The 21,973-nt window shown below is 71.6% G+C and carries 21 protein-coding genes; 16 read left to right on the forward strand and 5 right to left on the reverse strand.

Annotated elements, in window-relative coordinates:
- Positions 1 to 18: 18 nt before the first annotated feature.
- Positions 19 to 1,866: an ABC transporter substrate-binding protein gene (locus ACWD5Q_RS02205; RefSeq protein ID WP_451425080.1), complete on the reverse strand. Its 1,848-nt coding sequence runs from the start codon at positions 1,864 to 1,866 to the stop codon at positions 19 to 21.
- 408 nt (positions 1,867 to 2,274) lie between these two features.
- Here ACWD5Q_RS02205 and ACWD5Q_RS02210 point away from each other — a divergent pair, with 408 nt between their 5' ends.
- Genes ACWD5Q_RS02210 through ACWD5Q_RS02230 form a run of 5 tightly spaced genes read left to right on the forward strand, consistent with a single transcriptional unit; the run spans position 2,275 to position 7,907 of the window.
- Positions 2,275 to 3,894: a peptide ABC transporter substrate-binding protein gene (locus ACWD5Q_RS02210; RefSeq protein ID WP_451425081.1), complete on the forward strand. Its 1,620-nt coding sequence runs from the start codon at positions 2,275 to 2,277 to the stop codon at positions 3,892 to 3,894.
- 33 nt (positions 3,895 to 3,927) lie between these two features.
- Entirely contained in the window at positions 3,928 to 4,851 is a 924-nt protein-coding gene (locus ACWD5Q_RS02215) for an ABC transporter permease (protein WP_451425082.1), read from the forward strand.
- The gene (locus ACWD5Q_RS02220) at positions 4,844 to 5,827 is read left to right on the forward strand and encodes an ABC transporter permease (RefSeq protein ID WP_451425083.1); all 984 of its coding nucleotides are present in this window, start codon (positions 4,844 to 4,846) and stop codon (positions 5,825 to 5,827) included. The genes ACWD5Q_RS02215 and ACWD5Q_RS02220 overlap by 8 nt, the downstream gene beginning before the upstream one ends.
- Positions 5,828 to 5,836: 9 nt before the next feature.
- Positions 5,837 to 6,817 carry an ABC transporter ATP-binding protein gene (locus ACWD5Q_RS02225; protein ID WP_451425084.1) on the forward strand — a complete coding sequence of 327 codons (981 nt, stop codon included), beginning with the start codon at positions 5,837 to 5,839 and terminating at the stop codon, positions 6,815 to 6,817.
- A complete protein-coding gene (locus ACWD5Q_RS02230; protein WP_451425085.1) occupies positions 6,804 to 7,907 on the forward strand; it encodes an ABC transporter ATP-binding protein in 1,104 nt (367 codons plus the stop codon). The genes ACWD5Q_RS02225 and ACWD5Q_RS02230 overlap by 14 nt, the downstream gene beginning before the upstream one ends.
- A 172-nt stretch (positions 7,908 to 8,079) precedes the next feature.
- Here ACWD5Q_RS02230 and ACWD5Q_RS02235 read toward each other — a convergent pair whose 3' ends face one another.
- On the reverse strand, positions 8,080 to 10,200 hold the full coding sequence (locus ACWD5Q_RS02235) for a prolyl oligopeptidase family serine peptidase (RefSeq protein ID WP_451425086.1): 2,121 nt from the start codon (positions 10,198 to 10,200) through the stop codon (positions 8,080 to 8,082).
- 209 nt (positions 10,201 to 10,409) lie between these two features.
- Between ACWD5Q_RS02235 and ACWD5Q_RS02240 the strand changes: the two genes are divergently transcribed.
- The gene (locus tag ACWD5Q_RS02240) at positions 10,410 to 10,604 is read left to right on the forward strand and encodes a hypothetical protein (RefSeq protein ID WP_451425087.1); all 195 of its coding nucleotides are present in this window, start codon (positions 10,410 to 10,412) and stop codon (positions 10,602 to 10,604) included.
- A 61-nt stretch (positions 10,605 to 10,665) separates the two neighbouring features.
- On the opposite strand, the gene ACWD5Q_RS02245 is transcribed toward ACWD5Q_RS02240, so the two are convergent.
- From ACWD5Q_RS02245 to ACWD5Q_RS02255, 3 genes are read right to left on the reverse strand one after another with little or no spacing between them, the layout of a single operon-like run.
- The gene (locus tag ACWD5Q_RS02245) at positions 10,666 to 10,872 is read right to left on the reverse strand and encodes a DUF397 domain-containing protein (RefSeq protein ID WP_451425088.1); all 207 of its coding nucleotides are present in this window, start codon (positions 10,870 to 10,872) and stop codon (positions 10,666 to 10,668) included.
- 4 nt (positions 10,873 to 10,876) lie between these two features.
- Entirely contained in the window at positions 10,877 to 11,086 is a 210-nt protein-coding gene (locus tag ACWD5Q_RS02250) for a DUF397 domain-containing protein (RefSeq protein ID WP_451425089.1), read from the reverse strand.
- On the reverse strand, positions 11,083 to 11,958 hold the full coding sequence (locus ACWD5Q_RS02255; RefSeq protein ID WP_451425090.1) for a helix-turn-helix domain-containing protein: 876 nt from the start codon (positions 11,956 to 11,958) through the stop codon (positions 11,083 to 11,085). The genes ACWD5Q_RS02250 and ACWD5Q_RS02255 overlap by 4 nt, the downstream gene beginning before the upstream one ends.
- A 159-nt stretch (positions 11,959 to 12,117) precedes the next feature.
- Between ACWD5Q_RS02255 and ACWD5Q_RS02260 the strand changes: the two genes are divergently transcribed.
- From ACWD5Q_RS02260 to ACWD5Q_RS02305, 10 genes are all read left to right on the forward strand, one after another.
- Positions 12,118 to 12,561: an ATP-binding protein gene (locus tag ACWD5Q_RS02260; protein ID WP_451425091.1), complete on the forward strand. Its 444-nt coding sequence runs from the start codon at positions 12,118 to 12,120 to the stop codon at positions 12,559 to 12,561.
- 422 nt (positions 12,562 to 12,983) lie between these two features.
- Complete coding sequence (locus ACWD5Q_RS02265) at positions 12,984 to 13,871, forward strand: helix-turn-helix domain-containing protein (RefSeq protein ID WP_451425092.1); 888 nt, start codon at positions 12,984 to 12,986, stop codon at positions 13,869 to 13,871.
- Positions 13,868 to 14,473 carry a Uma2 family endonuclease gene (locus tag ACWD5Q_RS02270; protein ID WP_451425093.1) on the forward strand — a complete coding sequence of 202 codons (606 nt, stop codon included), beginning with the start codon at positions 13,868 to 13,870 and terminating at the stop codon, positions 14,471 to 14,473. Before ACWD5Q_RS02265 ends, ACWD5Q_RS02270 begins: the two co-directional genes overlap by 4 nt.
- Before the next feature lie 59 nt (positions 14,474 to 14,532).
- Positions 14,533 to 15,417, forward strand: coding sequence for an N-acetyl-1-D-myo-inositol-2-amino-2-deoxy-alpha-D-glucopyranoside deacetylase (mshB, locus tag ACWD5Q_RS02275; protein ID WP_451425094.1), 885 nt, complete (start codon positions 14,533 to 14,535; stop codon positions 15,415 to 15,417).
- The gene (locus ACWD5Q_RS02280; protein ID WP_451425095.1) at positions 15,414 to 15,833 is read left to right on the forward strand and encodes a DUF6113 family protein; all 420 of its coding nucleotides are present in this window, start codon (positions 15,414 to 15,416) and stop codon (positions 15,831 to 15,833) included. The genes mshB and ACWD5Q_RS02280 overlap by 4 nt, the downstream gene beginning before the upstream one ends.
- Before the next feature lie 224 nt (positions 15,834 to 16,057).
- Positions 16,058 to 18,346, forward strand: a complete 2,289-nt coding sequence (locus tag ACWD5Q_RS02285; RefSeq protein WP_451425096.1) for a hypothetical protein — start codon at positions 16,058 to 16,060, stop codon at positions 18,344 to 18,346.
- Positions 18,347 to 18,494: 148 nt separating this feature from the next.
- Entirely contained in the window at positions 18,495 to 19,418 is a 924-nt protein-coding gene (locus ACWD5Q_RS02290) for an ABC transporter ATP-binding protein (protein WP_451425097.1), read from the forward strand.
- Complete coding sequence (locus ACWD5Q_RS02295) at positions 19,415 to 20,158, forward strand: ABC transporter permease (RefSeq protein ID WP_451425098.1); 744 nt, start codon at positions 19,415 to 19,417, stop codon at positions 20,156 to 20,158. The genes ACWD5Q_RS02290 and ACWD5Q_RS02295 overlap by 4 nt, the downstream gene beginning before the upstream one ends.
- 5 nt (positions 20,159 to 20,163) lie before the next feature.
- A complete protein-coding gene (locus ACWD5Q_RS02300; protein WP_451425186.1) occupies positions 20,164 to 21,360 on the forward strand; it encodes a sensor histidine kinase in 1,197 nt (398 codons plus the stop codon).
- On the forward strand, positions 21,357 to 21,971 hold the full coding sequence (locus tag ACWD5Q_RS02305; RefSeq protein WP_451425099.1) for a response regulator: 615 nt from the start codon (positions 21,357 to 21,359) through the stop codon (positions 21,969 to 21,971). The genes ACWD5Q_RS02300 and ACWD5Q_RS02305 overlap by 4 nt, the downstream gene beginning before the upstream one ends.
- The last annotated feature ends 2 nt before the right edge of the window (positions 21,972 to 21,973 follow it).

Here is a 21,973-nt window from a genome sequence, read left to right on the forward strand (position 1 = left end):
GGTCGGTCGGTTCATGGGCTACTCGCGGTCCTCGGCGGTGGCCCGGCGGCGCAGCGTGAGGAGGACCCCGGCGCCGACGAGGAGCAGGACGCTCGCACCGATCCAGATCACCATGCCGGTCGAGCTGTTGTCGGGTGAGTCGCCGGGGCCGGCCGGAACCGCCGACCACCAGCTCCAGTAGCCGTCCTGGCCGTAGATGTTGCCGCTCTTCTCCGGCATGGTGGTGATCGACGCGATCTGGTCCGTGCGGTAGGCCTCCATCGCGTTCGGATACGCCATGACGTTCATGTACCCGAGGTCGTACAGCCGTGACTCCATCTGCTTGACGAGGTCCGCCCGTTTGACGGGGTCGTACTGCGCGAGCTGCTGTGCGTACAGCTCGTCGTATTTCTTGTCGCAGATGAAGTTGTCGGTCGCGCCGGTGTCCTTCGGGGTGGCGGGAAGCGCGGCGCAGGTGTGGATGGAGAGGACGAAGTCCGGGTCGGGGTTGACGGACCAGCCGTCGAAGGCGAGGTCGTACCGGCCGGCGAGCCAGGGGTCGGTCACGTTGTCCAGGCAGTCGAGCGTGACGCCGATGCCCAGCTTGCCCCACCATTCCTTGAGGTACTGGCCGGCCGCCTTGTCGTTCGGGTCGGTGGCGTGGCACAGAACGCGGTAGGTGATCGGCTTGCCGTCCTTGCCCGTTCGCCGGCCGTCGCCGTTCTTCCGGTAGCCCGCCTCGTCGAGGAGGCGGGCGGCCTGGGCCGGGTCGTAGGAGAGTTCCTGGGCCGCCGACGGTTTGAAGAAGTACGTCGAGAAGCGAGGCGGGATGTACCCCTCGCCCAGGACCGCGTGGCCTTGGAAGACCCGGTCGAGGAGTGTCTTGCGGTCGACCGCCATGAACAGGGCGTGCCGCACGCGCTCGTCCAGCAGTGAGGGGTCTCCGTCGCCGAACTTCTGGCCGTTTCCGGCCTGGGCCCCGGGGTTGGTGGCCAGCGCGTAGAAGCGCCGGCCGGGCGCTTCGTTCACCTTGATGTTCTGCTGTCCGCGCAGTGCGCCGGTCTGTGCGGGCGTCAGACCGCTGACGAAGGACACCTCGCCCTTCTGCAGGGCCGCGACCGCCGCGTCACCGTCCTTGTAGTACTTGAAGACCAGCTCGTCGAACTTCGGACTCCCGCGCCAGAAGGTCTTGTTGGGCTCAAGGCGCACATAGCTGTCGGGCTTGTAGCCGGTGAGGACGAAGGGCCCGTCGCCGACGACGGGGAAAGTTCCGTCGTTGGTGAACTTCGAGATGTCCTTGACCTTCTCCCAGATGTGCCGGGGCACGATCGGCACGTCGAGCGCGGTCATCGTGGCCTGGGGTTTCTTCAGTCGGATGACCAGTTCGGTGGGGCTCGGCGCGGTGACGTCCCTGAAGTTCGCGACGAAGCTGCCGTTGGCGGTGGCGGCCCCCTCGTCGGTCATCATCTTCCGGAACGTCCAGGCCGCGTCCTCGGCGGTGACCTGCTTGCCGTCCGACCACTTCGCGTCGGTGCGGATGGTGTACGTCCAGGTCAGCTTGTCCGGCGACGGCTTCCACGCGGTGGCCAGGCCCGGGACGGCATGGGCGTCCCGGGGGTCGTAGTCGGTCAGGTACTCGTACATCAGCCGGTTGATGCTGGTACTGACCAGGCGGGTCGCGAGGAACGGGTTCAGCGAGTCGACGCTCTGCGCGACCGCCACGGTGAGGACCCTCTTCTCCGTCGCCTCGGCCTGCTGGGGCGCGGGGGCGAGGGAGACCGCGAGAGGCGCGGCGAGCGTCAGGGTGCCGGCCAGGAGCCGGAGGGCGCGCAGTCGTGGTCGGTCCGGGCGAGGGTGCCCTCTGCCGTGCTGTTCTAGCGTGCTCATCGATCGACCTCGCGTCATGGCTCGTACAGGACGGCTTGCTGGACTGCTTGATCGGTATCGGCTGGCGCCGCGGAGTGAAGGTGTGTCTATCAGCGGCCGTCTGCGCGCGTCAACGGCGCGTGAACCCCATCTGGCCTGCGGAAAGGGCGAGTTGACGCACACCTGTGCAGTCATTGGTCCACACCGGTGAAGTCTTGCTGGTGGAGACCTGGCGCCCGTCTCGTGCCGTTCCGCCGGTCCCGGAGCCCTCAGCTGCGCGCGGATGCCGCCAGACGGGCGATGGGCGGTCCGGACGGGTAGGGGCACTGCGTGCCTTATCCGTTATGGGCTGATATTGGCCGATAGTGGGTCAGTGCTCCGACGCCGGCGGCACCGCGCCGGTCGGGAGCGTTCACGAGGAGGCACCCCATGCGTGGAGCCGGGCACGCCGGATGGGCGGTGGCCGCGGTGGCGGCGGCCCTCTCGACGGCAGCCTGCGGCGGGGGCGTGGAGGAGGGCGGCCCCGGGGTGCTCAGCGCCTCCTGGAGCGACCCGCCGAACCCGCTGGAGCCCGCCAACACCAACGAGGTGCAGGGCGGCAAGGTCCTCGACATGCTCTTCCGCGGGCTCAAGCGCTACAACCCGCGAACCGGCGCGGCCGAGAACATGCTCGCCGAGCGGATCGAGACCTCCGACTCGCAGAACTTCACGGTCACCGTGAAGGACGGCTGGACCTTCAGCGACGGCGAGCCCGTCACCGCCCGGTCCTTCGTCGACGCCTGGAACTACGGCGCGGGCCTCAGGAACAACCAGCGCAACGCGTACTTCTTCGGATACATCGACGGCTACGACAAGGTGCACCCGGAGACCGGCGCCCAGCGCGCCGACACCCTCTCCGGGCTCAGAGTGAGGGGCCCCCGCACCTTCACCGTCCGGCTCAGCCAGAAGTTCTCGACGTTCCCGGACACCCTCGGCTACGCGGCGTACGCCCCGCTGCCCCGGGCGTTCTTCGACCGCCACGCGGACTGGCTGAGGAAACCCGTCGGCAACGGGCCGTACCTGGTCAAGTCCTACGCCAGGGGCTTCATGATGTCCCTGCGGAAGTGGGAGGGCTATCCCGGCCCGGACCCGGCGCGGAACAACGGGGTGGACCTGAAGGTCTACACCGACGGCAACACCGCCTACACCGATCTGCTGTCCGGCAACCTCGACCTCGTCGACGACGTGCCCGCCGCCCAGCTCAAGAACGCCAAGGCGGACCTTCAGGGCCGGTACATCAACACCCCGGCCGGCATCATCCAGACCCTCGCCTTCCCGTTCTACGACCCGCGGTGGAACAGGCCCGGCACGGAGAAGGTCCGCACGGGCCTGTCCATGGCGATCAACCGCGCCCAGATCACCCGCACCATCTTCCGCGACACGCGCACCCCGGCGACCGACTGGACCTCCCCGGTGCTCGGCGTGGCCGGCGGTTTCCAGGCGGGGCTGTGCGGCAGCGCCTGCGCCTACGACCCGGGCCGGGCCAAGAGGCTGGTCCGGGAGGGCGGCGGACTGCCCGGCGGCCAGGTCCGGATCACGTACAACGCGGACGCCGGCTCCCACCGGGAGTGGGTGGACGCCGTGTGCCACTCCATCAACAACGCCCTCGGCGACGACAAGGCGTGCGTCGGCAACCCGGTCGGCACCTTCGCCGACTTCCGCAACCAGATCGGCCGGCGCAGGATGCCGGGTCCGTTCCGGGCCGGCTGGCAGATGGACTACCCGCTCATCCAGAACTTCCTCCAGCCGCTCTACTACACCGGCGCCTCCTCCAACGACGGCACCTGGTCCGACAAGGACTTCGACAAGCTCGTCGACCGGGCGAACGCGGAGTCGGACCGGGCAGGGGCCGTGAAGCTGTTCCAGAGGGCCGAGGCGGTCGTACGGGACCACATGGCCGCCATCCCGCTCTGGTACCAGAACGGCAGCGCCGGCTATGCGCAGCGCCTGTCCGACGTGGCGCTCAACCCGTTCAGCGTCCCCGTCTACAACGAGATCAAGGTCGGCTGAGCCCCACGGCCAGGCCCTACCCCCGGAGGCCCCATGGGACGCTACGTCATCCGGCGTCTGCTGCAGATGATCCCGGTCTTCCTCGGCGCCACCCTGCTGATCTTCCTGATGGTGAACGTGATGGGCGACCCCATCGCGGGCCTGTGCGGCGAGCGGCAGTGCGACCCGGCCACGGCGGCCCAGTTGCGCCGGGAGTTCGGCCTCGACAAGCCCGTATGGCAGCAGTACGCGACCTACATGGGCAACGTCTTCACCGGCGACTTCGGCACCGCCTTCAACGGACAGCCGGTCACCGAGCTGATGGGGACGGCCTTCCCGGTCACCATCCGGCTGACCGTGGTCGCGGTCCTCTTCGAGATCGTCATCGGGATCGCGCTCGGCGTGGTCACCGGCATGCGCCGCGGGCGGCCCGTCGACACCTCGGTCCTGCTGCTCACCCTCGTCGTGATCTCGGTGCCGACCTTCGTCACCGGTCTGCTGCTGCAACTGCTGCTCGGGGTCGAGTGGGGCTGGGTCAGGCCGTCGGTCTCCCCCCTGGCCCCCCTCGACGAGCTGATCGTGCCCGGTCTCGTCCTCGCCTCCGTCTCGCTCGCCTACGTCACCCGGCTGACCCGGACCTCCATCGCCGAGAACCGGCGCTCCGACTACGTCCGCACGGCCGTCGCCAAGGGGCTGCCGCGCCGCCGGGTGATCATCCGGCATCTGCTGCGCAACTCGCTCATCCCCGTGGTCACCTTCATCGGCACCGACATCGGCGCCCTCATGGGCGGCGCCATCGTCACCGAGCGGATCTTCAACATCCACGGCGTCGGCTACCAGCTCTACCAGGGGATCCTCCGGCACAACACCCAGACGGTCGTGGGCTTCGTGACCGTGCTGGTGCTGGTCTTCCTGGCCGCCAACCTGCTCGTCGACCTGCTGTACGCCGTACTCGACCCGAGGATCCGCTATGCCTGAGCAGCAGCCGTACGAGCCCGAGGGCGCCATCGCGGGAACCGGGATGGGCGGCGCCATGGACCTGGCGGCGAGCGAGGCGACCACGCTGGAGCGGACACCCGGCGGACCGCAGGGCACCGGCCCGGCGGGCAGGCCGCGCAGCCTGTGGTCCGACGCCTGGCGCGATCTGCGCCGCAACCCCGTCTTCCTCGTCTCCGCGCTCGTGATCCTCTTCCTCGTCCTGATCTCGCTCTGGCCGTCCCTGATCGCCCCCGGCGACCCCCTCCTGTGCGATCTGGCCAAGGCGCAGGAGGGCTCCCAGCCCGGGCATCCGTTCGGATTCGACGGGCAGGGCTGCGATGTGTACACCCGGACCGTGCACGGCGCCCGTACGTCGGTCACGGTCGGTGTCTGCGCCACCCTCGGCGTCGCGCTCCTCGGCTCGGTCCTCGGCGCTCTCGCCGGGTTCTTCGGCGGGGGCTGGGACGCGCTCCTCTCCCGCACCACCGACATCTTCTTCGCGATCCCGGTCGTGCTCGGCGGCCTGGTCCTGCTCTCGGTCGTGACCAGCAACACGGTCTGGCCGGTCGTCGGGTTCATGGTGCTGCTCGGCTGGCCGCAGATCTCCCGCATCGCCCGCGGCTCGGTCATCACCGCCCGGCAGAACGACTACGTCCAGGCCGCCCGCGCCCTCGGCGCCTCTCCCGCCCGCATCCTGCTGCGGCACATCGCGCCCAACGCCGTCGCCCCGGTGATCGTCGTGGCGACCATCGCGCTCGGCACCTACATCGCGCTGGAGGCGACCCTGTCCTACCTCGGGGTGGGGCTCAGGCCGCCGAGCGTGTCCTGGGGGATCGACATCTCCACCGCCTCCCCGTACGTCCGCAACGCCCCGCACGCGCTGCTGTGGCCCTCCGGCGCCCTCGCGATCACCGTGCTCGCGTTCATCATGCTCGGCGACGCGGTGCGCGACGCCCTCGACCCCAAGCTGAGGTGAGCCGTCGTCATGCTGCTCGAAGTGCGGGACCTGCACGTGGAGTTCCGGACCCGGGACGGCATCGCCCGCGCCGTGAACGGCGTCGGCTACGCCGTGGACGCGGGGGAGACCCTCGCGGTCCTCGGCGAGTCCGGCTCCGGGAAGTCCGTCACCGCGCAGGCCGTCATGGGCATCCTCGACGTGCCGCCCGGCCGGATCACCGGCGGCCAGGTCCTCTTCCGGGGACAGGACCTGCTCACCCTGAAGGAAGAGGAACGCAGAAGAATCCGCGGCGCCGCCATGGCCATGATCTTCCAGGACGCGCTGTCCGCGCTCAACCCCGTGCTCACCGTCGGCGACCAGCTCGCCGAGATGTTCGTGGTGCACCGCGGGATGTCGGGGAAGGCCGCCCGGGCCCGCGCCGTCGAACTGATGGACCGCGTCCGGATCCCGGCCGCCGCCCAGCGGGTGCGCGACTACCCGCACCAGTTCTCCGGCGGTATGCGCCAGCGCATCATGATCGCCATGGCGCTGGCGCTCGAACCGGCCCTGGTCATCGCCGACGAACCCACCACCGCCCTGGACGTCACCGTCCAGGCCCAGGTCATGGACCTGCTCGCGGAACTGCGACGCGAGTACCGCATGGGCCTCGTCCTCATCACCCACGACCTCGGCGTGGTCGCGGACGTCGCCGACCGCATCGCCGTCATGTACGCGGGCCGGATCGTCGAGTCCGCCCCCGTGCACGACCTCTACAAGGCGCCCGCCCACCCCTACACCCGGGGCCTGCTCGACTCCATCCCGCGGCTCGACCGCAAGGGCCGGGAGCTGTACGCGATCAAGGGCCTGCCGCCGAACCTGACGGCCGTCCCGCCGGGCTGCGCCTTCCACCCCCGCTGCCCGCTGGCCCGGGACGTGTGCCGCACAGATGTGCCGCCGCTGCAGGAGGTCTCCGCCACCCGCAGGAGCGCCTGCCACTTCTGGAGGGAGTGCCTGGATGGCCGGTCCTGAACCGATCCTGGAGGTGAGCGGGCTGGTCAAGCACTATCCGCTCACCCGGGGGATCCTCTTCAAGAAGCAGATCGGCGCGGTGCGGGCGGTCGACGGCGTCGACTTCACCCTCGGCCGGGGCGAGACCCTCGGCATCGTCGGCGAGTCCGGCTGCGGCAAGTCCACGCTCGCCAGGATGCTGGTCACCCTGGAGCGGCCGACCGCCGGGGCGATCCGGTACAAGGGCGAGGACATCACCCGGCTGTCCGGGCGCGCCCTGAAGGCGGTCCGGCGCAACATCCAGATGGTCTTCCAGGACCCGTACACCTCCCTCAACCCCCGGATGACCGTGGGCGACATCATCGGGGAGCCGTACGAGATCCATCCCGAGGCCGCGCCCAAGGGGGAGCGGCGCCGGCGGGTGCGGGAGCTGCTCGACGTGGTGGGGCTCGACCCCGAGTACGTCAACCGCTATCCGCACCAGTTCTCCGGCGGCCAGCGCCAGCGCATCGGCATCGCGCGGGCACTGGCGCTGCGCCCGGAGATCGTCGTCGCCGACGAGCCGGTCTCCGCGCTCGATGTGTCCGTCCAGGCGCAGGTGATCAACCTGCTGGCGCGGCTCCAGGGCGAGTTCGGCCTGTCGTACGTGTTCATCGCCCACGACCTGTCGGTGGTCCGGCACATCTCCGACCGGGTCGCGGTGATGTACCTCGGACGGATCGTGGAGACCGGCCGGGACGCGGAGATCTACGAGCATCCCACGCACCCCTACACCCAGGCCCTGCTGTCCGCCGTCCCGGTGCCCGACCCCGAGGCACGGGAGCGCCGGGAGCGGATCATCCTCAGCGGTGATGTGCCCTCCCCGGCGGACATCCCCTCCGGCTGCCGATTCCGCACCCGCTGCTGGAAGGCCAGGGAGCGGTGCGCCCTGGAGGTGCCGCCGCTCGCGGTCCCCGACCGGTTCCAGGCGACGGGAGGAGGGGCCGCGCACGACTCGGCCTGCCACTTCGCGGAGGAGAAGCGGGTGGTGCCGCCCGAGGAGGCGGCGCGCGACCGGACGTCCGACGAGCACCCGGTGCCGGGGGAGGAGCCGCACCAGGAGCCCGCATGACCGCATCATCGCGGAGGAAGTCCGTTAACACACAGGCAACTCGACCGAAGCGGTTCCGATATACGGACGCGGGAGAGTGAACAGCGTACGGCCGTGCGGGTGCCGTGAACGGGCCGGGATGCTCCATGTCATCCCGGCCCGTTGCCGTGCCCCGCGGCGGGGTCGCCGTGGATCAGCCGCGACGCAGGGCGCGCCGGAGGAAGTCCCGCTGGAGCAGCAGCAGGTTCTCCGCGACCGCTTCCTGCGGGGTCATGTGGGTCACCCCGGACAGCGGCAGCACCTCGTGGGGGCGGCCCGCGGCCAGCAGGGCGGAGGACAGCCGCAGCGAGTGGGCGACCACCACGTTGTCGTCCGCCAGTCCATGGATGATCATCATCGGACGGGCCGGATCGGCGGCGTCCACCAGGCCCGCGTCGTCGATCAGGGAGTTGCGGCGGTACACGTCGGGCTGCTCGCCCGGGTGTCCCAGATAGCGCTCCTGGTAGTGGGTGTCGTACAGCCGCAGATCGGTCACCGGGGCGCCGACCACCGCCGCGTGGAACACATCCGGGCGGCGCAGCACCGCGAGCGCCGCCAGATAGCCGCCGAAGGACCAGCCCCGGATCGCGACCCGGGACAGGTCGAGCGGGAAGTCCCCGGCCAGGGCGTGCAGCGCGTCGACCTGGTCCTGGAGCACGACGTCCGCGAGGTCGTCCTTGACCGCCTTCTCCCAGGCGGGGGAGCGGCCCGGGGTGCCCCGGCCGTCCGCGACGACCACCGCGAAGCCCTGGTCGGCGAACCACTGCGAGGTCAGATGCGGATGGTGCGCGGCCACCACTCGCTGCCCGTGCGGTCCCCCATAGGGGTCCAGGAGGACGGGGAGGGAGGTGTCACCGGAGTAGTCCGTAGGCATAAGCACGGCGCACGGGATTTTCCGTGCGCCCCCCTGGGTGAGCGTCACACGCGGGGACAAATCCGGAGGTTCGGCATGGGAGGTCACGGTCGCGATGCGCTTGCCGTCCCGCAGCACCTGAACCCGGGCACCCGGGCGCCCGAGCACCGAGGAGACGAGCACGGTCACGCCCCCGGCGCGTACCGCCGCGTGCACACCCGGCTCCTGCGACACACGCTCCACGCCCAGTTCATTGACCCGGTACACATGGATCTCGCCGATCTCCGGATCGCGGGCCGCCTCGCCGGCCGAGGCCGTCACCAGCACATCGTCGTCCGACACGTCCAGCACCGCCCGCAGATGCAACTGTGCCCCGGTCAGCGGCCGTTCCCCGACCGCGAGCACCCGCGCGCCGCCCTCGTCGGCGATCCTCACGAGCTGACCGGAGGGGCTCCAGCAGGGCACCCCGGCGAAAAGTTCCAGCCAATGTGGATCTTCCTCGGCGTGCACCATCCGCGTCGCCCCGGAGTCCGGGTCCACGGCCAGAAACAACTGGCCGCGCTGATCACGCGACTGTACGAGAATCAGCGGCGCACCCGCCGCTGACCAGTGCACTCGCGCCAGATACGGGTAGCCCGCCCGGTCCCAGGAGACCTCGGTACGCACCCCGTCGAGGCCGAGAACGAACAACCGGACGTCCGCGTTGTCGGTGCCCGCCGCCGGATACGCCACCCGCTGCGGCTCCCGCTCGGGCTGCGCCGGATCGGAGATCCACCAGCGGCGCACCGGCGTGTCGTCCACCCGCGCCACCAGCAGCCGGTCGGACTCCGGCGACCACCAGAAGCCCCGCGTACGGCTCATCTCCTCGGCCGCGATGAACTCGGCCAGCCCGTAGGTCACCTGCCCCGACTCCGGCTCGGCGAGCGCCCGGTCGTGCTCGCCCTCGGCTCCGACCACGCGCAGGGCGCCCTGGGCGACGTAGGCGATGTGCCGTCCGTCGGGGGCCGGGCGAGGGTCGATCACCGGCCCCGGTACGCGGAGTTCGCGCGCCGTGCCCGCGCGCAACTCCGCCGTGAAAAGCCGCCCTGACAAGGCGAAAGACGCCAGTTCCAGGGCCGTGTCGGTGGCGTAGCCGACGATGCCGGCACCGCCCTCGCGGCTGCGTTCCCGGCGGGCGCGCTCCTCGGGCGCCAACTGCTCGGCGGCGCCCCCCAGCAGCGCGCCGGGGTCGGCCGCCAGGCGCTCGGTGCCGTCCGCCAGATCGAGGACCCACAACTGGTGTGCGCGGTCCGTGCCCGAGGCGGACCGCAGAAACGTGACCCGGGAACCGTCGGGCGCGACGCTGAAAGCACGCGGCGCGCCGAGCGTGAACCGCTGGGTCCGCGCGTGCCGTCGGGGGAAGGAAGCAGGCTCGGTCGTCATGCCCTGACCATATTGGCCATGCGCCCCCTTGTGCGGCCGTGCGCCGACCGATGCGCACGCACGGATAGTTATGATCACTAGCGCACAGTGGGTATGAACCCGCTGTCATCGATGTGGATCTATCTGTTCCTGATGGGTCCGCATCGATACATTGCCCCCATAGTCCGACCCCCCGCCGCGTCCCTGTGGATCTTTGGAGGTGAGCCGCCGTGGCACTCTCGATTTCGGCGGTGGTGCTGCTGGCCATCATCGTCGTCCTGTTGATCAGGAAGTCGGGATTGAAGGCCGGGCACGCCATCGTGTGCATGCTTCTCGGTTTCTACCTTGCCTCGTCGACCATCGCCCCCACCCTCCACGACCTGACGACGAACATCGCCGGGATGATCGGAAGCATCAAGTTCTGACGCCGCGGCGGACGGCGGGCCAGGGGCAGCGTATGCCCCCGGGCCCGCCGTCGGCTGTCGGTTACGCGCCCACGTACGGGACGAAGACCGACCAAGTGGCGGACGCGAAGGCCAGGCTCGGGCCGCCGGGGTTCTTGGAGTCGCGGACGTGCACGGTGGTGGGTTCGGTGGCGATCTCGACGCAGGATTCGCCATCGGTGCCGCCGCTGTAGCTGCTCTTGAACCAGGCCAGGTCAGTGGCGTCCTCGGCCGAGGGGTTGCGGATCATACTGTCAGCCCTTGGACACGTAGGGGACGAAGGCGGACCAGGTGGTGGGGGAGAAGGCCAGGCGCGGGCCGGTGATGTTCTTGGAGTCGCGGATGTGCACCGTGTCGGGTGCGGTGGCGATCTCGACGCAGGAGTCGCCTTCGCTGCTGCTGCTGTAGCTGCTCTTGAACCAGGCCAGGTCAGTGGCGTCCCCGGCCGAGGTGTTGCGGATCATGTCTCCCCCAGCAGTTGCTCGATGAAGGCCATTGACTCACGCGGAGTGAGAGCCTGAGCCCGGATGATGCCATACCGCAGTTCCAGGATACGGAGCTGCCTCGGTTCGGAGACCGGTCGGCCGTTGGCTACCGCTGGGGAACGGCCTACCGCTGACCCATCGTCGAACTTCAGCACCTCGATCCCCCCGGCCAGTCCGGCGTGCTCCTCCCGGTCCATCGGCATTACTTGAAGCTCGACGTTCCGGAACTGGGCTGCCTCCATCAGATGCTCAAGCTGGCGGCGCAGCACCGCCTTCCCGCCGAGCGGGCGTCGCAGCGTCCACTCCTCCTGGACGAAGCTGATCTCAGGCGCCGGGCCCCGTTCGAAGACGGCCTTGCGAGCCACGCGTGCGGCGATGAACTGCTCCACCTCCGCCTCCGTGTACGCCGGCCGCCGCATCAGGAGCAGCGCACGTGCGTACTCCGGCGTCTGCAACAGCCCGTGGATGTTCAGCGGATCGTAGAGTTGAAGCTCGACCGCCCTGGCCTCCATCTGTGCCAAGTCCCGAACCTTCTTCGGGTACCGGACCTTGGCCACATCCTCCTTCATCGCCGAGAGCAACCCGCCCGCATCCAAAACCTGGTCCGCCTTGTCCAGGTACTCGGGCCGGGGGATCCGCTTGCCGCTCTCGATCTTGTACACCATGTCCTCGCCGTACCCGACCGCCTCCCCGAACTCGGCGGCCCGCATCCCCACGGCCTCCCGCCGCAGCCTCAGTTGCCGCCCCACGGTCGCGACGACCGCCACTCCCCAGTCGTCGTCCGGGTCCACCTCCCAACCCGGCTCATCCGCCTCGCTCTTGAGCCGGACCGCCTCGCCGTCCACGTGCATCGCCGTACCGCCCCTCCGCCGTACCGTCGTGCTTCCACGACTCCAACGCGCACGACCGCTCCGGACCGGCTGGACACGCCCGGACAACGTCCGGACAGTCACCGTACGCATGGGCGTCGTCACTGTTCACGGTAGGCGCACGCCGCCACGCTGAGTGACGTGAATCAAGGAACTGCCTCCCCGGAATCCCAACTCGGCCAGCCGATCCGCAACTTCGTCGTGCTGCTGTCGCCGACCCCGCGCGGCGCCCGCCTGGCCCGGCTGCTCGCCACCGAACAGCTTCGGAGCTGGGGCCTGCCCACGGACCGGGCGGAGCACGTCGTCGCCGAGCTGGCCGCCAACGCGGCCACCCACGGACGCGTCTGCGGGCGCGACTTCCGGCTCCTGCTTTACGTGGTCGGCGCCACCCTCCGGATCGAGGTCGTCGACACCCGGGGTGACCGTCTTCCGAGCGTCCGGCAGCCGGCCGCCGACGCCGAGTCCGGCCGGGGTCTCGTTCTCGTCGAGGCACTCGCCGACCGCTGGGGTGTGTCCTCCGGGCCGCGCCCGCGCAAGACGGTGTGGGCGGAACTCGACTTCGCGTCTCGCCTGCACCCCGGGTGACGGGGCGAGTGCCGGGCGGCCCCTGCGCTGGGTCGGAGATGGGGGTGGGCCACAGGACGGGTCAGGACCCCGGTGTTTCTCCCCCATGGCTGGCCCAAACCCTCCCATCGCCGAATGCGGGGGGCTTTCGCAGGGCGTAAGGGCTTCCGACCCGGCCCACCGGAACCCGGTCGTTCGGGCTTCGGAGGCAGGGGTGCTCTCTCCCAAGGAACGAAAGGGTGAAAGGACCCGGCCAAGCCCCACCCCTCCCGCCCGCGGGCCGCGATCACTCGGGTGGGTGAACATCGTTGACTCGGCTGGATTCGGGGGCCGTTGGCTGTCCTACGCTCGGCGATACAACCGTAGACATGCGACGGCCCCCGCCGGGACGGGCAATCCCAGTGCGAGGGCCTGACCACCGAGGAAGAAAACAGGTCTTCCTGATGGATACGCAGCACCCTAGCGTGCCCCCGCACGCCCAGTCCCGTATTGCCGGCAACGGGCACCCGAATCGGCGCCCCCACTCCGGCGGACTCGTCCACGACAACACCCGCCACACCAGCCGCTTCACGGTGATCGGCAACCACCTCGCCCAGCACGCCCAGTTGTCGCTCCTCGCGATCGGGCTCGGGGTCCACCTCCAGTCGCTGCCGAAGGGCGCCCGCGTCGACATCAAGAGCCTCGCCGCGCGCTTCCCGGAGGGATCGGCCCGGATCGCCGCCGCCCTGCGGGAGCTGGAGGCCCACGGCTACCTCCGGCGCGTCCGCGAACGCGTTCCCGGCGGCCGTATCGTCACCCGCACGATCTTCTGCAACCAGCCGTCGGCCCGGCGCCGCGCGGACGAGCCCGTCTGTGCCGCGCCCGCCCGGCCGGCGGCGGCCGAGAAGAAGCACGCACCGCGCAAGCCGCTCCCGGCGGTACCCGCCCCCGCCCGTCCCGCACCGGCCCTGATCCAGGCCGCGACCGACCTCCTCGCGGACCTCCGCCGCCATGACCCGCGCCTGCTGCTGTCCGCGTGCGACACGGCCCATCTGGCGCCCGGTGTCGCCGCCTGGCTGGAGCGGGACGTCAGTCCGGAGGCCGTACGGCACGCGCTGGCCGACGACCTGCCCTCGGAAGGGCTGCGGCGCCCGGCAGCCCTCCTGGCCCACCGCCTCACCGCCCGGCTGCCACCCCCGCCCCCGTTCCGCGCACCGGCCGGCCCGCCGCCCGTACGGCACCCGCTCCAGACCTGCGACGCCTGCGACCGCGCCTTCCGCGCCCCCGGACCCGGCCGCTGCCGCGACTGCCGAACCGATCTCCCGGGCACGGACGGAGAGCGAGCGTCATGACCGTCGCACCCGACAGCGCGCGCCGGGGCGGCTCCCCCGTCTACCGGGCCATGCGGGAGGCCGTGCGGTCCCTGGACGACACCACCCCCGGCAGGTTCGAGATCACGAAGAAGGGGATCGTCCACGACCTGTCGGCGCCCAACGGGCCGCATGAGCTGACCGTCCTGCACCTGCGCAAACGCCTTGAGAAGGTGATGCCGGACGAGATCGTGGCTCACACGGGTGAGCCCGACGTGGAGGACGAACCCGAGGGCATCATGCGCCGCCCCGACGTGATGGTGATCGCCGAGGCGGAGATGGAGGGAGAGGGTTCCTTCGAGCCCCGGTCGCTCCTCGCCGCCGTAGAGGTCATCTCCCGCTCCAACCCGGACAACGACTGGGTCTCCAAGATGCGCGACTACCCCCTGATGGGCGTCCCCGTCTACGCCGTCTTCGACCCCCGCACCGGGACCGGCGCCGTCCTCTCCGACATCCACCTCACCCCGGACGGTCCCCGCTACGCCACCCGCAAGGACTTCGTCTACGGGGAGGACGTGACCATCGGCGACTGGACGATCCCGACCGACGGCCTGCCGCGCTACCGGGACGCGCCCGAGGCCTGAACGCGGGCGTCCGGCAGCCGCGCCCGGGCGCCGGGCGGGGGCTCTCGTAGGGTGGTGCCATGACGGATCTGCCGGACCGGCGTCTGCTCCTGGTGCACGCGCACCCCGACGACGAGTCCATCAACAACGGCGCGACCATGGCCAGGTACGCGGCCGAGGGCGCCCTGGTGACGCTGGTGACCTGCACCCTCGGCGAGGAGGGCGAGGTCATCCCGCCCGCGCTGGCGCATCTCGCGCCGGACCGCGACGACACGCTGGGGCCGTACCGGGCCGGCGAACTGGCTGCCGCCATGAAGGAACTGGGCGTCACCGACCACCGCTTCCTCGGCGGCCCCGGCCGCTACCGGGACTCCGGGATGATGGGCGCCCCGCAGAACCACCGCCCGGGCGCCTTCTGGTCCGCCGACCTCGACGAGGCGGCCGGCCATCTGGTGGCGGTCGTCCGGGAGGTCCGTCCCCAGGTCCTCGTCGCCTACGACACGAACGGCGGCTACGGCCACCCGGACCACATCCAGGCCCACCGCGTGGCCGTGCGCGCCGCCGACCTGGCCGCCGACCCCGGCTTCCGGCCGGACCTCGGCGCGCCCTGGGGGATCCCCAAGGTCTACTGGAACCGGATGCCGCGCTCGGTCGCCGAGTCCGCCTTCGCCCGGCTCGGCGAGGCGCTCGGCACCACGCCCTTCGCCCGTGCGGCGGCCGTCGACGACTTCCCCGGCGTGGTCGACGACGCGGTGGTCACCACGGAGATCGACGGCACCGCCTTCGCTGCCGCGAAGGCCGCGGCGATGCGGGCGCACGCCACTCAGATCGAGGTCGCGGAACCCTGGTTCGCGCTCTCCAACGCACTGGCGCAGCCGCTCTTCACCACGGAGTACTACGAGTTGGCGCGCGGCGAGCGGGGCGGCGACCGCGAGACGGACCTGTTCGAAGGAGTGGCCCCATGACACCCACGGGCAAGCAGCAAAGTGCGCTCGCACAGCCGCTCACGCTGCCCTCGGCCAAGCGGGCCGCCGCCTACGCCGGTCTCCTCGTGCTGGGCGCGGCGACCGGGGTGGCGGGCGCGCTCGTCCAGGGCGGCCTGTTCCCCGGCGGGCTGCTGCTCGCGCTCGCCGGTGCGGCCGGGCTGTTCCTCGGGGGCGCGCGGGCCACGGGGGCGAGGGCGGGGGCCATCGCGCCCGCCGCCGGCTGGATGATCGCCGTGGTCCTGCTCACCACCAGCCGCCCGGAAGGGGACTTCGTGTTCGGCGCGGGCGTCGGCTCGTATCTGTTCCTGATCGGCGGAATGGCCCTCGCTGTGATCTGCGCCACCCTCGCTCCGGGGCGGCACACCGGCGACGTCGACGCCCGACTTGGCGAGTGACGTACCACTTCGCCACCCGGGTCACGGGATGTCCTCCGGGAAATCGGGGCGCGTCCGTGAGGGTCCCGTGGGGCTTTCCCTCATGGGCGAGGTTTGCGGGCCCCGAGTGGCCAGTATGGTGGTGCGCGCCGCCGTGCCTCCCGCGTGCCGTCGGCTTCGTTCGAGCAGGGAGGCCCACCTGTTGAGGTCGAAACAGGCGGTGGAGCCAACCGGGAGAACCTGCCTTGAGTCGTGAAACTGACAGTTCGTCCGCCGGACCCAATGGACGCGGTGGATCCGCGTACCCGTCCGGGACGCCGCCGTACGGGACCCCCATGGCTTCCTCGGACGGCGCGGACGGGAACCGTCCGGGCATGCAGCCGGACGATCGCAAGACCGAGACCACGCTGACGACCCGGGTCCGGATCAACATCCCCGGATCGCGGCCCATTCCGCCGGTCGTCGTGCGGAAGCCCGTCGGGGACGCCGAGACCGCCGACACCGCGGCCGACGAGGGAACCGACGCCGAGGCCACGGGCACCGTGCGCGCGCTCGGCACCCTGCAGAGCCCTCCGGAACCCCCCGCCCCGGCCGAGGAGAAGCCGGCGAGCGACTGGTTCGCGCCCCGTAAGCCCGCGGCGGCCACCGGCCCGCAGGGCGGCGGCGCGACCGGCGGCACGGGTCTGCCCGGGGCCTCCGGCATACAGGGCCCGCCCAGTGCGCCCGGCGCGGGCGCGCGGGGTGCGAACGGCGCCTCGGGTGCGCCGACCGCCCCCGGCATGGGCGGTGCACGGCCGGGTGCTCCCGGCGCGAACGGCATCGGCGGTGCGCGCCCCGATGCTTCCGGTGCGCCGGGCGCCCCCGGCGCGCGGCCCGGAGGCGGTCCGCGAGGCGCGAGCGCGTTCGGCGCGCGCCCCGGCGCGACGAACGGCAACGGGCTCCCGGGGGCCGCCGGCGCGGGCCCCGTCGCACCGGGACACGGCGGCGGCACCGGCTCCTTCGACGTGTCGGACGCGGTGGCGGCCACCACGGCCTCGTTCCCGGTCATCGGCGACGACATCGCCGACGAGCCCCGCCGCGACGACCTGCCGTACTTCTCCGAGCCGGGCCGTCCCGGCCCCTTCGGCCCCACCGGCGGCCCGGTCACGGGCGACGGACCGGTCATCCCGCCCGGCCTCTCCGGCCCGACGCCCGGCGGCCCCGGCCTCACCGGCCCCGGCGGACCGGGCCTGCTGGCCCCCGGCATGCCGGGCACGCCCGGTGGCGCCCCCGGCGGGCCGTTCGGCCCCGGCGTGCCCGGCGCCGCCGCGGGCCAGGGCCGTCCCGGCGGCGGGTTCAGCGACGACACCGCGATCCTCACCCCGCAGAAGCAGGCCCCGGAACCGGGCCACCCCGGCTTCGGCGGCCCCGGCGACAACATCTCCGGACACACCGTCTCCAGCGGCATCCCGGTGGTTCCGCCGGGCGCCCAGATCGGCGCGTTCGACGCGAGCACCCCCGCCGACGGATCGGTGTCGCACACGCCCCCGAAGCTGCCCGACCCGCCCACGGCGCAGAACACCGCCGCGGCGAAGCCGGCCAAGAAGAAGGGCCGCAGCAAGCTGGTGCTGCTGGCCGGCGGTCTGGTCGTCATCGCCGGTGGCGTCTACGGCGCCGGGCTGCTGATGAACCGCTCCGACGTGCCCAAGGGCACCACCGTGCTCGGCGTCGACATCGGCGGCGGCACCCGCGACGAGGCGATCCAGAAGCTGGACGCCACGCTGGGCAGCCGTACGGCCAAGCCGTTGCAGTTGTCGGTCGACGGCAAGACGGTCGCCCTCAGGCCCGACCAGGCGGGCCTCCAGCTCGACAGCAAGGCCACCGTCGCCGCCGCCGCGGGCAGCGACTACAACCCGGTGTCGGTGATCGGCTCGCTCTTCGGGCAGCAGCGCGTCGTCCAACCCGTGATGCCCGTCGACGAGGAGAAGCTTCAGGCCGCGCTGGAGCGCGCCGCGGGCGGCGCCGGTTCGATGACCGAGGGTTCGATCACGTTCGAGTCCGGCAAGGCCGTCGCCGTGTACGGCAAGGCGGGCAAGGGCATCGACGTCGCCGGTTCGGCCCGGGCCGTGGAGGAGGCCTACCGCACCGAGGTGGAGACCGGCGCGAGCACGCCCGTGCGGGTGGCCACGACCACCCGGCAGCCGACGATCCCCAACGCCGAGGTCGACCGCATGATGAAGGCGTTCGCCGAGCCGGCGATGTCCGCCAACATCGTGGTGCGCGCGGACGCGACCCACGTCGTGGCGTTCAGCCCGAAGAACTCCCTGTGGAAGTTCCTCCAGGTCAAGGCCATCGACGGCAAGCTCGTCGAGTCGTACGACAAGGCGGCCCTGCAGAACCTGTACGGCCACATCTTCGACGGCGTCCTCGTCACCCGGGGCACCGGCAAGAAGACGCCGGTCACCGTGGAGGACGTGATCAGCGCACTGCGGCCGGCGCTGCTCGGCACGACCACGGCGACGCGCGTCGCGACGATCGACACGAACCCGAGCTGACCGGCGGCCACAGGCAGCCGCAGAAGAGGGGGCGCCCGGTACCGACCGGGCGCCCCCTCTCGTCTCGCGCTGGGCATGACATCTGTCATGCCGGACCGACGACACCCGGCACTGCCCGGCGCCACCCCCGCACCGCCACGATGAACGCATGACGACGACAGTGGCGGCCACCGCACCGGTGGCCGGGTTCGACCAGGTGACCAAGGCCTACGGGGAGGTCCGGGCCGTGGACGGGCTGACGCTCCGGCTGCACCCGGGGGAGACGGTGGCCCTGCTCGGGCCGAACGGCGCGGGCAAGTCCACCACCCTGGACCTGCTGCTCGGGCTCAAGCACCCGGACAGCGGCTCGGTGCGGGTGTTCGGGACCAGCCCCCGCGAGGCCATCGTGGCCGGGCGGGTGGGCGCCATGCTGCAGAGCGGCGGACTGATGGACGAGGTCACCGTCGCCGAACTGGTCAAGCTCGCCTGCGCGCTGCACCCGAAGCCGTACCAGGTCACCGACGTGCTCGCCCGCGCGGGCATCGCGCAGATCGCCGACCGCAAGGTCGACAAGCTCTCCGGCGGCCAGGCCCAACGCGTCCGCTTCGCCCTCGCCACCGCCGGGGCCAACGACCTGATCGTGCTCGACGAGCCCACCACCGGCATGGACGTCTCCGCCCGGCAGGCCTTCTGGGCCACCATGCGCGAGCAGGCCGCCCAGGGCCGTGCGGTCCTGTTCGCCACCCACTACCTGGAAGAGGCCGACGCGATCGCGGACCGGGTGCTCGTGCTGCACCGCGGACGGCTCCTCGCCGACGGCACCGCCGCCGAGATCAAGGCGAAGGCCGGCGCCCGCCGGGTCTCCTTCGACCTGGAGGGCCCGATCGACGAAGTCCCGCTGCGCGCCCTGCCCTTCCTCACCTCGATAGACGTGTCCGGTCAGACCGTCCGTATCCAGTCCTCCGACGCGGATGCGACCGTCCACGCCCTGTACGGCCTCGGCCTCTACCCCCGCAACCTCGAAGTCGCCGGGCTCGGACTCGAGCAGGCGTTCGTCGCCATCACCGAGGCCGAGGAGGCCAGGCAGTCGTGAACTCCCTGATCAAACTGGAACTCACCCGCGCGCTGCGCAACCGCAAGTTCCTCTTCTTCTCGGTGATCTACCCTTCGGCCCTGTTCCTGCTCATCTCGAGCACCTCCGGCGGCTCCGGCAGCAAGGTCCCCGGCACCGGACTGACCGTGGCGACGTACATGATGGTCTCCATGGCCTCCTTCGGCGCCCTGACCGCCGTGCTCATGGGCAACAGCGAGCGCATCGCCAAGGAGCGCGAGAGCGGATGGGTGCGGCAGCTCAGACTGACCACCCTGCCGGGACGCGGTTATGTGCTGGCCAAGACCGCCAGCGCCGCCGTCGTCAGCCTGCCGTCCATCGTCGTCGTCTTCGCGGTCGCCGCCGCCCTCAAGCACGTCCGCCTCGACGCCTGGCAGTGGCTCGCCCTCACCGGCGCGATCTGGGCCGGCAGCCTGGTCTTCGCCGCGCTCGGCGTCGCCATCGGCTACCTCGCCACCGGGGACGCGGTCCGCCCGATCACCATGATCACCTACTTCGGCCTGTCGATCCTGGGCGGCCTGTGGTGGCCGTCGGCGGTGTTCCCGGCCTGGTTGCAGGACATCGCCGAGTGGCTGCCCACCCACGCGTACGCTGCCCTGGGGCAGGCCATCGAACAGAGCCAGGCCCCGCACACCAAGGACATCGCCATCCTCGTCGCCTTCTTCGCCCTGTTCGCGGGCGGCGCGGCCTGGCTGTACCGGAAGGACACGCTGAAGGCGTGAGCACGATGACGCGGGGCCCGAGGGCCGAGACCGGCCGTGCGGAGCGGACGGCGCCGTGGGGCCGGCCGCGCCGCGGCAGGCGCGAGCTGTTCCTGCGCAAGGCGCTGTGGATCGGCGTCTGGCTCGTCTTCCTCAGCTCGCCCATCCAGGACCTGCTCTCCGGAAGCCACACCACCGCGGGCACCGTGGGCGGCTGGCTGGGCCTGACGGTCTTCGTCGGGACCTATCTGACGCTGGTCTACCGGAACATGGGCACGCCGCCGCCCCGCCGGCTCGTGATCGTCCTGCTCGTCTTCCTCGGGCTGCTCGCGACCCTGCTGTGCCTCACGCTCGGCCCGTTCTGGCTCGGCCTCTACTGCTACGTCTCCGTGGCCTGCGGAGCGACCCTCCCGCCGAGGGCGGCCTCCTGGGCGATCCCGGGGACGGCCGCCGTGATGCTCCTCGTCGGGCTGCACGCCGGCGAGCGGGGCGCCCTGGACCTGGTGATCCTGGTGCTGCTCATCGGCTTCGCGATGAGCGGCGTCGGCCAACTGATCCGTACGACCATCGAGTTGCGCAAGGCCCGGGCCACCGTCGCCCAGCTCGCGGCCAACGAGGAGCGGCTGCGGCTGGCCCGGGACCTGCACGACCTGCTCGGCCACTCCCTCTCCCTGATCACCCTGAAGAGCGAGCTGGCCGGCCGTATGCTCCCCGGTCATCCCGACCAGGCGGCCCAGCAGGTCGCCGACATCGAGCAGGTCAGCCGGCAGGCCCTCGTCGACGTGCGCGAGGCGGTCACCGGCTACCGCCGCCCCCGCCTCGCCGCCGAACTCGCCGGCGCCCAGGTCGCCCTCACAGCGGCCTCGGTCATCGCGGACATCCCCGCGGACGCCGACCTCACCGGCGTCCCCGAGGAGAGCGAGTCCGCCCTGGCCTGGGCCCTGCGCGAGGCGGTCACCAATGTCGTCCGGCACAGCGGCGCCTCCCGCTGCACGGTGGAGCTGCTCCGGCGGCAGACCCTGGACGGGCCGATGCTGGAACTCTCCGTCGAGGACAACGGCTCGGGCGGCCCCGGCAAGGGCCCGGGCAACGGTCTGACGGGCCTGACCGAGCGGCTGGAGAACGCCGGCGGGACGCTTCAGGCGGGCCGCGTGAAGCACGGGTTCCGGCTGGCGGCACGCGTGCCGGCGGGCGCCGCGGCGGACGTAGGATCCGGGGCATGAGCCGCACGATCAAGGTCCTGCTCGCCGAGGACCAGTCGATGGTCCGCGAGGCGCTGGCCGCCCTGCTCGGCCTGGAGGAGGACATGGAGGTCGTCGTCCAGGTCGCCCGCGGCGACGAGGTGGCCGCGGCGGCCCGCGCCCACGAGGTGGACGTGGCGCTGCTGGACATCGAGATGCCCGGCGCCACCGGGATCGAGGCGGCGGCGGTGCTGCGGCGGGAACAGCCGGACCTCAAGGTGGTCGTCCTGACCACCTTCGGGCGCCCCGGCTATCTGCGGTCCGCGATGGAGGCGGGCGCCGACGCCTTCCTGGTGAAGGACGCCCCCGCGGCCCAACTCGCCGAGGCGGTGCGCAAGGTGCTCGCGGGGGAGCGCGTCATCGACCCCACACTGGCGGCGGCCGCCCTGGCCGACGGCGCCAACCCGCTGACCGACCGCGAGCGCGAGGTCCTGCGCGCGGCGGCGGACGGCTCGACCAACGCGGAACTCGCCGCGGCCCTGCACCTGTCCCAGGGCACGGTCCGCAACTACCTCTCCACGGCGATACAGAAACTGGCGGTCCGCAACCGGGCGGAGGCCGTCCGGATCGCCCGGGAGAAGGGCTGGCTGTAGCG

The organism is Streptomyces sp. NPDC002513, from assembly GCF_053595355.1.